We start from the raw sequence: 12495 nt of genomic DNA, 5'->3' as shown, positions 1-12495 counted from the left end.
TGCGGGTGCTTCTCGCGCGCTCTGCCGGGTTGGTGCGATGGCCGCGAGCATGATCGTGGGCTGGTCGTTCCGGTCGAAACCGACTCCTCTGTGATGCTGTGCAGCTCGTTGGTCAGCATGGTGCTGAGGGCCGTCCACGGGAACCGTGGAGTGTTGCTGTGAGCACGGGTGTCAGATTCCTGATTTGCCCTGGCCCTCCCGGAGCGGGCAGTTCCTGTGGACTGTCTGCTCGGCCGGAAGGGGAACGGGACCATGGATGTGCTGCACGAGCGGTGCGCGGGGATGGATATCAGCAAGAAGGACGCCAAGGTCTGCGTGCGGACGCCGGGTGGCAAACGCCGGGGAACGTTCACCAGTGAGATCACTACCTGGGGTGCGACCACCAACTCGGTCCTTGAACTGCGTGATCATCTGGTGGCGGCAGGCGTGACGCTGGTAGTGATGGAAGCGACGTCGGACTACTGGAAGCCCTTCTACTTCCTGCTCTCCGAGGACTTGAATGTGATGCTGGTCAACGCGCGGGAGGTCAAGAACCTGCCCGGCCGCAAGACTGATGTCTCGGACTCGGCCTGGCTGGCCCAACTCGGGGCGCACGGCCTGGTGCGGGCTTCGTTCGTGCCGCCGCAGCCGATCCGCGAACTGCGGGATCTGACCCGGATGCGCACTCAACTCACCCGCACCCGCGGACAGATCGTCCAGCGGCTGGAGAAGATGCTGGAAGACTCCGGGATCAAACTCTCCGCGGTCGCCGCCGACATCATGGGTGTCTCCGGCAGGGCGATGCTGGAGGCTCTGATCGCCGGTCAGGACGACCCGCACGCGCTCGCCGACCTGGCCAAGCGTCGCCTCCGCAACAAGATTCCCGAGCTCACCGAGGCATTGACCGGGCGTTTTCGCGAACACCACGGCTTCCTGGCCCGCGTCCACCTCGACCACTACGACCACCTCACGACCGCGCTCGACACGCTGAACACGAGGATCGCGGAGGCGATGTCTCCCTTTCGGCCCGTCCTGGAACTCCTGGACACCATCCCGGGTGTCAACCAAACCACCGCCGAAGTGATCGTCGCCGAGACCGGCGGCGACATGAGCCGCTTCGCCAGTGACAAGCATCTCGCCTCCTGGGCCGGCGTCTGCCCCGGCCATCACTCCTCCGCCGGCCGGAGCAAGACCACCAAGGTCCGGCCCGGAAACCCGCATCTCAAAGGCGCCCTGGGCCTGGCCGCGTTCGGTGCGGTGAGAACCAAAGACACCTATCTCCAGGCCCGCTACCGACGCCTGACCGCCCGCCGGGGCCCGATGAAGGCCCTGGTCGCCATCGAACACTCGATCATCACCGCGATCTGGCACATGCTCACCGACCAACGGCCCTACCACGAACTCGGCGGCACCTACTTCACCCAGCGCGACCCCGAACGCGCCGCCCGCAAAGCAGTCGGCCAGCTCAACCAGCTCGGCTACCGGGTCACCCTCGACCCGATGAACAGCGCGGCCTGAAACTCCGTCCACCCAGACACCGGACGGCCCTCGCATCACCACCGCCCGGTCACCACCCCTGCCCGAAAACGCCCTGACCTGCATGTATTTACGTGTCAGTGTGCAGTCGCCGGCGAGCAGGTCGGCGCCGGGGAGCTCGATGTCCGTGGCGGCGAGGTGGAGTTGAGGATCTCTTGGGGTGACCCGCGGACGGGCGGTGGGTGTCGAGTGTGAGAGGGGCCTGGCCATGATCCTTCCGACGGCGAAGGAATCGCCTGTCGCGCTGGCCCGGTTTGCTGCAGCGCGCATCGAACACGTCCACTGCATCGCGCCCGAGGTCGAGATCAGCGCGTGATCACGGGAGACCTTGGTCGTTGACGGGGTATGAAAATCAAACGCGTGACCCGGAGCTTGAACGCACTTGAGGTCTCAAGGGCTCAGCCGCGCACGGTAATCAAAACTTGGTGGGCGACCGGTCACGGGAGCGCACCTGCGCCCACTGTCGGAGTGCTGAGCCTGTGATCTTGAGTGTCATCGATGCCGAGGAGATCGACCTGCGTGCTGTGCGGGTGGAGGTCGATGCGGTGTTGGAAACCTTTCTTGAGGGCAAGGCCCAAGCGGCGGCAGGCAGGGGGCATACGCCGGAGATGGTCGAGACCTTGCGGGACTTCCTGTCCGCCGGCGGCAAGCGCATCCGGGCTCTGCTGTGTGTGGTGGGGTGGCATGCCGCGGGCAGGGGCGAGGACCCTGCGTCCGTCGTGCGTGTGGCGGCGTCACTGGAGATGTTCGTGGCCTTCGCCCTCATCCACGACGACATCATGGACGACTCCGTCAGCCGTCGCGGCCGCCCCGCTGTCCATCGTGCCCTTCGAGCGCGCCTTGGGCACTCCGAGCGTGCGGGGCGGCTCGGCGCGGGCGGCGCACTCCTGGTGGGCAACCTCGCGCTGATCTGGGCCCAGGAGCTGCTGCACACAGCCGAGTTGGATGCCGAGCGGCACAGAGCGGTGCACGGCCTGTACGACGCGATGCTGGAGGAGGTGATGTACGGCCAGTACCTGGATGTCATGGGCACCGGCCGCAGCGATGACGATGTCGAGGCAGCCCTGGAGATCATCCGGTACAAGACGGCCACTGCGACGGTCGAGCGCCCACTGCAGCTGGGGGCCGCTGTGGCCGGAACGGATGCGGCCACATTGGACATCTGTACTGCGTTGGGCATTCCGCTGGGAGAGGCGTTCCAGATGAGAGATGATCTCCTGGACGTGTTCGGCAGCACGGACGGCGCCTGCGCGCCGGGCCTGGGTGATCTGCGGGAGGGCAAGCGAACCGTCCTTCTGGCCCTGGGCCTGCAGGCAGCCGACGCCGGTCAGCGGCAGCGCCTTCGCCACCTGGTGGGCCGGGCCGACCTGGATGAGGACGGAGCTGCGGAGGTGCGGACCATCCTGGCGTCGACCGGAGCCCGCGCGCGTACGGAGCACATGATCGCTTCACGCTATGGGCAGGTCCTGCAGGTACTGAAGTCCGCCGGATTTCCGCCGCCGGCCTCGAACGCTCTGCACCGCCTGGCGGTGACCGCTACGCGGTACACCTCCTGACGCTGCTCGCGCCCCGGAAGCGCCATGGTCAGGCCGACCGGATTGCACCGGCCTGCCAGCGGTTCCGCACGGGGCAGGTGCGGCGGAGCGGCGCACTGTCCACTGCCAGAACCTGACGCGCGCTCTGCGCGTCACTCCCGGAACGGAAGACTCTCGCGTGACCGAAACCGCCGTCCTCGCCGAACGGATCAAGGGACGTCTCTCTGCTTACGAACGCCGTTTCAACACACGCTTCGAGCAGTACTTCCAGAGCCTGCACAACACGTTGGACGCGTCGGCACTCAGTCGGTTCACGCCCGAATGCCTGGGCCTCCTGCGCGATATGTCACTGCGTGGGGGTAAACGCCTGCGGGTGGCGTTCATCCATGAGGCGGCCCGGCTGGTGACGACCGAGCCCGTTGCCGGCCTGGAGGAAGCTGCGCTGAGCATCGAACTGCTGCAGACACATCTGCTGGTCCACGACGACATCATCGACGACAGCCCCACCCGCCGCGGCGGCCCCTCCACCTATTACGCCTACCGCGCGAAGTTCCCCGGCGATCCGCAGGCCGCGCTGGGGCTCGCCCTGCTCGCCGGTGACCTTGCGCTGGCCCTGTCCTTGCAGGTCCTCATTGACTCCGAGGCTTCCCTCCCGGTGCGCCATGCCATGGTCGACGTGCAGACGAGGGCGGCGTCCGACACGTTCCTGGGGCAGATCATCGACGTGGAGAGGGACTTCACCGACCTCCCGTCCGGGGAACTGCTGCACTGCGTATCCGACTACAAGTCCGCCCGCTACTCGATTCTCGCGCCCCTACAGCTGGGACTCCTGGCCGCGGGTGAGCAGCCGGATCGCTTCGATGACGAATTGCGCCGCTACGCCCGGCTGCTCGGGATCTGCGGGCAGCTGCGCGACGACTACCTGGACCTCTTCGGAGACGCGCAGACCATGGGCAAGCCAACCGGCACGGACATCCGTGACGGCAAGCGCAGTTACACGGTCAGCGCACTTCTGGCGGCCGCCAACGGAGCTGAGCGCACAGTCGTGGAATCGGCGCTCGGTGATGCCTCCTGTCCCCCTGAGACGATCGCTGCCGTCCGGGAGATCGGCCAACGCTGCGGCGTCGAGCAGAAGCTGCGGGCGGACATGCGGCGCTATGCGGAACTGGCCTCGGCCGAAGCCGCAAACTGGCGGCCGCGGTGGCGTCAGGAGGCAGTCACCTTCTTCGAGCTGTTGCCGCTGTGGAGCGTCGAGCGAGTCCGGTGAGCGGCTGGTGAAGACATGCACTTGTCACCGCAGGAAACCGAACACCACGCCGCCGACAGCTGCTCCCATGATGGCCCCGACGGTTACCTGGGCGGGGGTGTGGCAGCGCAGCCGGATCCGGGACCAGCCGATCAACGCGACCAGTGGAACCAGCAGGCCGGCCCAGGGCCCGAAGACCGACACGAGGATGGCGATGGCGCCCGCGGCGACAGCCGAATGCACCGACACCTTCCAGGAGAAGGTGATGACCAGCAGGGCGAGCAGGACGGCAAGCATCGCGGCGACCAGCGCGCTCACCTCGCTTGGAGCCCCCAGCACGAACAGCAGCACCGTACCGACGATGACCGATGCCAGGACACCGGGGGCGGCCACGACGCGATCCTGGCGTCGGCGCACCTTCCGGTCTCCCCAGTAGTTGCGCCGCTCGCCGAATCGCAGGAACACCGTGGGCAGCACCGCGGTGAACACAGCCGCGGACAAACCCCAGCCGACGCCTGCGAATCCGTCCGCGTGCCAGCCCAACAGCACCGTCAGGAACACCATCCAGTTCCTCGGCTCGAACCCCTCGCTCACCAGCCACGCGGAGGGCGCCTCATCACGGGCCGCCCTGAACTCCCGTGCAGCATGGCCCAGATAAGCGGGGCCCGATGCGCGCTCTGCCGAGTCCATCGCCGCAGCCTCCTGCTCGGACAACCCAAGCCCTCGCCATCTCGGTTCCGACATCCCTGGACGAACGCCCACCCCCACAACGAACCCAAATGGGGCTGGTCACGCCAGGCGCCGCAGACGTGGCGGGGCATGATGGCGCTGGGGCGGGCTCCGCGACGCCGTTCGTTGCCTCCTGGGCGCTCGCGGCAGCCGCTCCGTACGTGCGGGTGCGTACTGCGAAGGCGGCCATGCCCCATGCCGCCGTTCCCGGCGCCCACAAAGGTGTATCCACAAGATCGCCGCCGCGCGGGACGGGCAGAAGGCGCACACTGCGTCGCTCGATGCGTGTCTGAATGTCTGACGAGTGCCATGGGGGTGCTCGCAGGCGTCAGAGTGCTCGCCTGGGCGTGTCGGTTCCTTCGTGTTTCGTCCGCATGAGTGCCTGAGTGACGGCGCTGAGCAGCAGGACCGGTGCCAGCAGGGCCACGGTGGTCGTCAGTCCCATGCCGAGGGCGAGAAGGGAGCCGGTGAGCACGAGACGTTCCAGGACCAGTACCTCGTGCGCGTGCAGCGCCAGCAACGGCGGTGACTGCGGGGAGAAGCGGAACAGCAGCATGAAGTCCGCAAGCCCCATCCCGGTGGCAAGGAAGAGGAACGCGAAGACCCCCGGCCTGGCCGCTTCTTGGGCCAGGAGCGAGCCGACGACAGCCACGTTGAGCAGAGAGACGGCGTAGAGGGCGGCGGCGGCCCGCACCGTCGCGGCGACACCACGACGCACGGGCATGGTGTGGTATCCGCATGCTCGGTCTCCGTCGACGTCCCGGAGGGTGCCGATCAGGTTGGAAGCGGTGTCGTGCGCCCAGAAGGCCGGCGCGAAAGCGATCACCTCGAGCGGGGGCCAGGGTGAGACGGTCATGGAGCCGAAGACGAAGGCCATCGAGGTGAGTGCCCCACGCGTCACATTGCCCGCCAGCCCACGCGCTTTGAAGAAACGGCTGTAGGCCACGATGCCGGCGCCGATGGCTGCTACCAGCACGACGGACCGCTGGTTGGCAGCCAACGCCAAGCCGGAGAAGCCGATGAGGCAGAGCGTCCCGGCGGTGACGGCACCAGCCGAGCTCAGACGCCCGGAGGGAATAGGACGGCGCGGCTTGCTCACCGCGTCCAGATCCCGGTCGAAATAGTCGCCCAGGTAATGGCCCGCCAGCCAGCCCAACGTGGGCCCGCCCCAGGCAACAGCCAGTAGCCACGCGGCAGCATGTCCCTGGCCGGCCAGCACGCCCCCGGCGAGTCCCACCAGACCCGCGTACCACACCGTGTAAGGCCGCCATGTCTGGAGATGAGCGAACCAGCTGCCACGCCATCGTGGGGTGAACATCTTCGTCATCGCGACAAGGGGCTGTCGGATCATGCGGCCTGCCTTGCCCCGGGTGGCCAGGTCGGTCATGAGGTCCCTTCTCTCGCGGCCGGCTTCGCGGGGATAACGACCAACGGCTCCCGGAGACACAGACACGGCCACCGGGCGTCGCCCCGTCACCGCTGTCGCGCCAACTCGTTGACATCCCCGGAGACTTCGTTCGGCTGGAAGGAATGCGGTGGTGATGGCCGGCGAGCCGGTGCTGCGGATTCGGGATGTCCGCAAGAGCTATCGGAAGCGGCCCGTCCTGCGCGGCGTATCGCTGGATCTTCTTCCCGGCCAGTTGGTGGGCATCGTCGGGGAGAACGGCGCCGGCAAAAGCACCTTGCTGCGCATCCTGGCCGGGGACCTCGCCGCGGACTCCGGCACGGTGGAGCTCGTCGGGAGGCTGGGCTGCTGCCCCCAGGACGCGGTGCTGCACGGCGCCTTCTCCGTCGATCAGCACCTGCGGTTCTTCCGGACTGCCTACGAACTGAGCAGTCTGGACCGGGCTTTCGAGCTGATGGAGCAGTTGCACTGCCTCGGCTGTCGCCACGAACGTGTCGCGGAACTGAGCGGCGGCACGCGGCAGAAGCTCAACCTGGTCCTGGCGCTGATGCACGATCCCGAGGTACTGCTCCTGGACGAGCCGTATCAAGGCTTCGACTGGGAAACGTACTTGCGGTTCTGGGACCTGGCGGCGGCCTTGCGGGACCGTGGCTGCGGGATTCTGCTGGTGTCCCACCTCGCCTACGACGTCTCTCGCCTGGACGCGTTGTTGCGCCTGCGGACAGGGGTGCTGGAGCCGGCGGAAGGATGGGAGGTGGTGCAGGTATGAGGCGATGGTGGTTCTGCTTCCGCACGGCCTTGCGGTTCGCACTGATCGAGCAGGCCCGCAACAGGCTGGCGCTGCTCATCGTGGTTCTGTTCGTCCCGCTGTGGACGACGCTGGCATTCACCGTGGTGGCCAGCACCCCCTTGCGGTTCCGGATCCGTCCGGTCGGCCGCGAGGTGGTCATGGACGGCAACATCCTGGTTCAGATCGACGGTGCGCTCCAGGCTCTGTCGCTGGTGACCGCGTTCATGATGTTCATCGCCACCGCCCGTTCCGCGCTGTTCGACCAGCGTCTGGTGCGGGCCGGCTATCCCCGCTCGTGTCTGGTGCTGGCGAAGTACGCCTCGCTCGGGCTGGTTGCGGCCGCGGTCGCCGTCTACGTCACCGCGTTCATGCGTCTGTTCTGGCGTCCCGAGCAGCCCGCAGTGCTCGCCGCGGGAATGTTCACCAGCGCTCTGGTCTACGGCGGTATCGGCATCGTGCTGGCGGCTGTACTGCACAGCGAGCTGGCCGGCATGTTCCTCACGACCGTGATCGGCTCCGTCGATCTGGTGCTGCAGAACCCGGTCGTCAACCAGAATGCGGACAATTCTGTCACCCGCTTCTTGCCGGCCTACGGGGCGGTGCAGACATCGGTGGCCGGCGGTGGTCTGCAGGCGATCCCGTGGAGCTGCCTGGTGCTCGGCGGCTGCTGGGCGGTGGGCATGGCAGCGCTGGGCATGGCCACGTTCGCCGTCCGCACTCGCACCCATCGCCCACGCGCCACGCAGGGACGTCCATCGGGTGCCGAACAGCCCGCTCCGGGGCGGTCGGCGCCATCGTGACGCCGCCGCATCCTGCACCTGTCTTCGACCTTCTGGGGTGATGTGTATGAGCCGGCCTTTGAATCCCAGCGCTGCCGATCTCCTCATGTATGAGCTGGAACGGCAGGCGGGGCATCCGGACGCCAACTCCACGACCGGGGTGGTGGTGCACCTGCGCGGTGCAGTGCCGGACCTTGCCGGTCTGCGCGACCATGTGACCGCGCGCCTTGCCGGTCTGCCGTGCCTCACGCACGTGCTGGCCGGCGACGGACCGCAGGCCCGGTGGACGTCTGCTGCCCCGGACATGACCCGGCAGATCCGCGCCCAGCAGGTGGACAGCGGGCCGGAGGCGCTTGAGGCAGCGGTACGGCTCCTGCTGCGAGCACCTTGGCCCGAGGGCGTCCCGACCTGGCGCATGATCCTGCTGCACGGTCACGAGCCAGACGGATTCGCTCTGCTGTACCTCACCCACCACGCCATCCAGGACGCCGCCAACATCGGCGCGGTCTTCGAAACCCTGTTTGGGCAGCGGTCGGGACAGGGGCAGTTCTCGGTGCTGTCTCGGGACGTCCCCTCGGACGCCCAGCCCCCGCTGCGTCAGACCCTGAGCAGCGCCGTGACTCTGTTGCGCCACGCGCGCAAGCACCACCTGTGGCAATGGCCGGATCATCCGCTGTCCGACCGCCGTGACCTGACGTGGATTCAGGTGCCATCCGCGAGCCTGCGTACCGCAGCCAGAGTCGGCGGAGTCAGTACCAACGACGTTCACCTCGCCGCCTTGGCCCACGCCATCACCCAGTGGGCCGAGAGCGCCTGGCCCCGCGCCGCCGGCAGGGCGCTCCCCGTCCTGGTTCCTGTCAACCTGCGTACGGCCGACGAAGTAGCGGCGCCCGGGAACCGCCTGTTCCTGGCCCCGATCGATCTGCCCGGCAGCAGCATGTCTGTCAGCCGACGGCTGGCGCATACCCGGGCAGTCACCCCAGCCTTGAAGTCCGCAGGACACAAGACCGTGCTCAGAGCGGCCCTCACGCGCCTGCCCTGGTGGTTGTTGCGACGGATCATGGCGGCCAGCACCGTCCCCGACCGGCTCACCGTGTGCGCCTCTCATCTCGTGGGGCGCCGGCATCTGCACTACGGCGAGGCGGCCGTGCACCGCATCGACCCCATCATCATCTGCCCGCCCGGCGTCCCGATGGCCGTCGTGACGATGACCTACGGGGACACGACCAGCGCGTGCTTCCGTGTCGACCGAGCCCTCCCCGACGCCGACAGCCTTCCCCTGCTCTGGCGCCAGGCCCTCACGGACCTGGCGGACACAACCCCGTAGGCCACGGACTGTGACCACGCACATACGGGGCGCAGGGGCGAAGTGCTGCGCGAACGCGACGCCGGCACGCTCCTGTTCACCACCGGCGGGTCCTCTCTGGAGGTACTCGCCGGGCCGCCGGAGTACGGCAACAGTCGCCGTCGCCATGGCCGCCCTGCGGGCCTACGTGCTCAAGCTCACCCAGGTGCTCACCGGCACGGGCGTGTACGCGGCGCACGTGCCGATCTTCGCCCGGATCGGCTCCGGTGGCCCGGAAACAGGTCGTCGAAGCCTATGCGAGCCCGGGTGACCTCGTCCCGGGTGCGGCACCCTGGCAAGCATTGGGCGGGGCCTCCGCCGTCCAGCCAAGCGCATGCGTAGCCGAGCCGACCGCGATGCCTGAGGTGGAGGTGGACGGGACAACGAGGGCCACGTCCCGGTCGAGGACAAGTCGCCTGAGACACCGAGCACCTGAGACACCTCTGCAGGTCACGTAGCGCCGTCCAGTGCCGTCGCGTCCGGCAGCCGGCTGCTCCCGGATTCGATCTCCGGGAACGAAGCCGCCAGGCTCGTGCCCTGCCGTGAGTGCAGCACTACTCGGCCCGCGGCGACGGAGACCAGGGCCCGCCACCGTCCCACTTCGGCTCACCCGCCCACCCCGGCAGCAGCGCAGGGTCTGACACAGGGGCGGCGAGCATTGGTTCCGGCAGTGTCCGCGTCGTAGCCCATGCCTTCCACTCAGCCCGCTCGTCGGCAAACCGAGTGCACGTACGCACCCGACTACCGGCCCGACCATGGCAGGTCAGCGCACTACAACACCTCGCCGGGGGTTGTGTGCTGAGCTCCTGGCGCACGTCCAGGTAGCAGCGCAGCCGGACACTGGCTGCCCCGGATCCCGTGTCGTACGGTCTGATGCCGCGGTCGCCCACCGTCCGCAACGTATCTCACCGAACCCGGCGGTGTATCCGGTACGGCCGAGAGATCTGAACCCATACCGGGAATCAGGCGGCGACGAGCTGCTGCTCGCGGTCCGGCGTTTTGACCTTGGGCTTCTTGTTCGGCAGCGAGAGCCGGAAGACCTTGTGCCACGCGGAGAACACCTGCTTGGGCAGCGGGCCGGTGACGTACTCCAGCTCGTACTTCTCGAACAGCGCGCGCACCTTCACCGCGACCTCGGCGTACCGGTTGCTCGGCAGGTCCGGGAACAGGTGGTGCTCGATCTGGTGCGACAGGTTGCCGGTCATGAAGTGCATGGCCTTGCTGCCGCTGATGTTCGCCGAGCCCATCATCTGGCGCAGGTACCACTGGCCGCGCGTCTCGCCCCTGATCGATCGGCGCTCGAAGACCTGTACGCCCTCGGGGAAATGCCCGCACATGATCACCGAGTGGGTCCAGAGGTTGCGGACCAGGTTCGCGGTGAACGTGGCGGCGAGCGTGGGGAGGAACGACGGGCCCGACAGCAGCGGGTGGATCACGTAGTCCTTGAGCACCTGCTTGCGGATCTTGCGTCCCACGGCCTTGGCCCGCGCGCGGAACTCCGGGTTCTTGCGGCGGCGCTTGTGCAGGTTCTTGCCGAGCTCCAGGTCGTACGCGGCGATGCCGTACTCGAAGAAGCAGGCGTTGATGAAGTTCCACAGCGGCTGGCCGAGGTGGAACGGGTGCCACTTCTGGTCCTCGTCGACGCGCATGATGCCGTAGCCGAGGTCGTTGTCCTTGCCGATCACGTTGGTGTACGTGTGGTGCAGCTCGTTGTGCGAGTGCTTCCACTGATCGGCCGGCGAGACGTGATCCCAGTCCCAGGTGGTGGAGTGGATCTTCGGGTCCCGCATCCAGTCCCACTGGCCGTGCAGGATGTTGTGGCCGATCTCCATGTTGTCCATGATCTTCGCCACGGACAGCCCGGCGGTGCCGATCAGCCACGCGGGCGGGAAGAACGAGAACAGCAGCACGCCCCTGCTGACCAGCTCGAGCTTGCGCTGCGCCGAGATGACCTTGCGGATGTAGGCGGCGTCCTTCTCGCCGCGGCCGGCGATCACCTCGTCGCGGATCGCGTCCAGCTCGCGACCCAGCTCCTCGATCTGCTCCGCGGTCAGGTGGGCGGTGGGGTCGATGGCGGTCAAGGTGCTCCTACCGTTCGATGTCGCAGGGGCCCGCCGCGGCGGACACGCAGGTCTGGATGAGGACACCCGGCTCGGCCTCGGTGATCTCGCCGGTGCGCAGGTCGCGGACGGCGCCCGCCTTGAGCGGCGTGACGCAGCCGAAGCAGATGCCCATGCGGCACCCGGAGGGCATGAGCACGCCGGCTTCCTCGCCGATGTCCAGCAACGGCGTGGCACCGTCCGCGTCGACGGTCTTGCCGGTGGTGCTGAACGTGACCTCGCCGCCGTCGCCGGCGACGACGATGCTGGGGCGGAAGCGTTCGGTGTGCAGGCGCTCGTGGACGCCGTGCTCGCTCCAGTGCTTCTCGGCGGCGTCGAGCAGGCCCGCGGGCCCGCAGGCCCAGGTCTCGCGCTCGGCCCAGTCGGGCACGAGTGCGTCGAGACGGGCGAGGTCGAGCATGCCGTCCGTGTCGGTGTGCACCTCGGTGAGCCGCAGCTTCTTGTCCGCGGCCAGGTCGTGCAGTTCGTTGCGGAAGATCACATCTTGCGGCTGTGGCGCGCAGTGGATCATGACGACGTCGTCGAACTCGGTGTCGCGCAGCATGCCCATCACGGGCGTGATGCCGCTGCCGGCCGTCAGGTAGAGCACCTTGGCGGGCTTGGCCTGCGGCAGCACGAAGTCACCGGTCGGCTGGTCGAGCTGGATCAGCGTGCCCGGTTTGGCCCTGCGGACCAGGTGGTTACTGACCTTGCCGTCCGGGATCGCCTTCACGGTGATCGTGAAGCGGCCGTCCTGGCGGTTTGTCGGCGAGGTGAGGGAGTAGGCACGCCACAGGCGCACCCCGTCGACGTCGACCCCGATCCGCACGTACTGACCGGCTGTGTGGCCGCGCCAGCCCCGCCCCGGCCTGATCACGACAGTCGCGGCGTCACCCGTCTCGGGGTGCACGGCCTCGATGCGCCCACGCAGGTCAGCGCCCGCACGCAGCGGGCTGACCAGGTCGAGGTAGTCCGACGGCAGGAGCGGCGTCGTGACCATCTCCAGCAGTTTCCACGCCCTGCTGCGGAGGGCTGTACTCGTCATGACCCCA

11 protein-coding genes are annotated in these 12495 nt (G+C 67.9%); 7 read left to right on the top strand and 4 right to left on the bottom strand.

Annotated elements, in window-relative coordinates; translation table 11 throughout:
- Positions 1–252 precede the first annotated feature (252 nt).
- The 3 genes from OG331_RS05390 to OG331_RS05380 all read left to right on the top strand — a co-directional run bounded on the left by OG331_RS05390 (position 253) and on the right by OG331_RS05380 (position 4317).
- Positions 253–1497, top strand: coding sequence for an IS110 family transposase (locus OG331_RS05390; RefSeq protein WP_406190426.1), 1245 nt, complete (start codon positions 253–255; stop codon positions 1495–1497).
- Positions 1498–1994: 497 nt separating this feature from the next.
- A complete protein-coding gene (locus tag OG331_RS05385; protein ID WP_406192063.1) occupies positions 1995–3071 on the top strand; it encodes a polyprenyl synthetase family protein in 1077 nt (358 codons plus the stop codon).
- Positions 3072–3228: 157 nt separating this feature from the next.
- Positions 3229–4317: a polyprenyl synthetase family protein gene (locus tag OG331_RS05380; RefSeq protein ID WP_406192059.1), complete on the top strand. Its 1089-nt coding sequence runs from the start codon at positions 3229–3231 to the stop codon at positions 4315–4317.
- 24 nt (positions 4318–4341) lie between these two features.
- Here OG331_RS05380 and OG331_RS05375 read toward each other — a convergent pair whose 3' ends face one another.
- Both OG331_RS05375 and OG331_RS05370 read right to left on the bottom strand, forming a co-directional pair.
- On the bottom strand, positions 4342–4986 hold the full coding sequence (locus OG331_RS05375; protein ID WP_406192056.1) for a hypothetical protein: 645 nt from the start codon (positions 4984–4986) through the stop codon (positions 4342–4344).
- Between the two features lie 367 nt (positions 4987–5353).
- Positions 5354–6412, bottom strand: a complete 1059-nt coding sequence (locus tag OG331_RS05370) for a UbiA family prenyltransferase (protein WP_406192053.1) — start codon at positions 6410–6412, stop codon at positions 5354–5356.
- A 154-nt stretch (positions 6413–6566) separates the two neighbouring features.
- Between OG331_RS05370 and OG331_RS05365 the strand changes: the two genes are divergently transcribed.
- The 4 genes from OG331_RS05365 to OG331_RS05350 all read left to right on the top strand — a co-directional run bounded on the left by OG331_RS05365 (position 6567) and on the right by OG331_RS05350 (position 9615).
- A complete protein-coding gene (locus tag OG331_RS05365) occupies positions 6567–7199 on the top strand; it encodes an ABC transporter ATP-binding protein (RefSeq protein ID WP_406192051.1) in 633 nt (210 codons plus the stop codon).
- A complete protein-coding gene (locus tag OG331_RS05360; RefSeq protein WP_406192048.1) occupies positions 7196–8020 on the top strand; it encodes an ABC transporter permease in 825 nt (274 codons plus the stop codon). Before OG331_RS05365 ends, OG331_RS05360 begins: the two co-directional genes overlap by 4 nt.
- Before the next feature lie 85 nt (positions 8021–8105).
- A complete protein-coding gene (locus OG331_RS05355) occupies positions 8106–9326 on the top strand; it encodes a hypothetical protein (RefSeq protein ID WP_406192045.1) in 1221 nt (406 codons plus the stop codon).
- 145 nt (positions 9327–9471) lie between these two features.
- The gene (locus tag OG331_RS05350; RefSeq protein WP_406192042.1) at positions 9472–9615 is read left to right on the top strand and encodes a hypothetical protein; all 144 of its coding nucleotides are present in this window, start codon (positions 9472–9474) and stop codon (positions 9613–9615) included.
- A 691-nt stretch (positions 9616–10306) separates the two neighbouring features.
- Here the strand turns inward: OG331_RS05350 and OG331_RS05345 are convergent.
- Both OG331_RS05345 and OG331_RS05340 read right to left on the bottom strand, forming a co-directional pair.
- Positions 10307–11425 carry a fatty acid desaturase family protein gene (locus tag OG331_RS05345; protein WP_406192039.1) on the bottom strand — a complete coding sequence of 373 codons (1119 nt, stop codon included), beginning with the start codon at positions 11423–11425 and terminating at the stop codon, positions 10307–10309.
- A 7-nt stretch (positions 11426–11432) separates the two neighbouring features.
- On the bottom strand, positions 11433–12488 hold the full coding sequence (locus OG331_RS05340; protein WP_406192036.1) for a ferredoxin reductase: 1056 nt from the start codon (positions 12486–12488) through the stop codon (positions 11433–11435).
- Positions 12489–12495: the final 7 nt, after the last annotated feature.

The sequence above is a fragment of the Streptomyces sp. NBC_01017 genome (assembly GCF_045162795.1).
Classification (GTDB): domain Bacteria; phylum Actinomycetota; class Actinomycetes; order Streptomycetales; family Streptomycetaceae; genus Streptomyces; species Streptomyces machairae.
The sequence above is the reverse complement of the archived record's forward strand: the minus strand, read 5'-3'. Positions and strand labels throughout refer to the sequence as shown.

Coding starts and splice junctions, on each gene's coding strand:
- OG331_RS05390 (WP_406190426.1), top strand. CDS start 253: ATGGATGTGCTGCACGAGCGGTGCGCGGGGATGGATATCAGCAAGAAG.
- OG331_RS05375 (WP_406192056.1), bottom strand. CDS start 4,986: ATGGACTCGGCAGAGCGCGCATCGGGCCCCGCTTATCTGGGCCATGCT.
- OG331_RS05370 (WP_406192053.1), bottom strand. CDS start 6,412: ATGACCGACCTGGCCACCCGGGGCAAGGCAGGCCGCATGATCCGACAG.
- OG331_RS05365 (WP_406192051.1), top strand. CDS start 6,567: ATGGCCGGCGAGCCGGTGCTGCGGATTCGGGATGTCCGCAAGAGCTAT.
- OG331_RS05360 (WP_406192048.1), top strand. CDS start 7,196: ATGAGGCGATGGTGGTTCTGCTTCCGCACGGCCTTGCGGTTCGCACTG.
- OG331_RS05355 (WP_406192045.1), top strand. CDS start 8,106: ATGTATGAGCTGGAACGGCAGGCGGGGCATCCGGACGCCAACTCCACG.
- OG331_RS05350 (WP_406192042.1), top strand. CDS start 9,472: ATGGCCGCCCTGCGGGCCTACGTGCTCAAGCTCACCCAGGTGCTCACC.
- OG331_RS05340 (WP_406192036.1), bottom strand. CDS start 12,488: ATGACGAGTACAGCCCTCCGCAGCAGGGCGTGGAAACTGCTGGAGATG.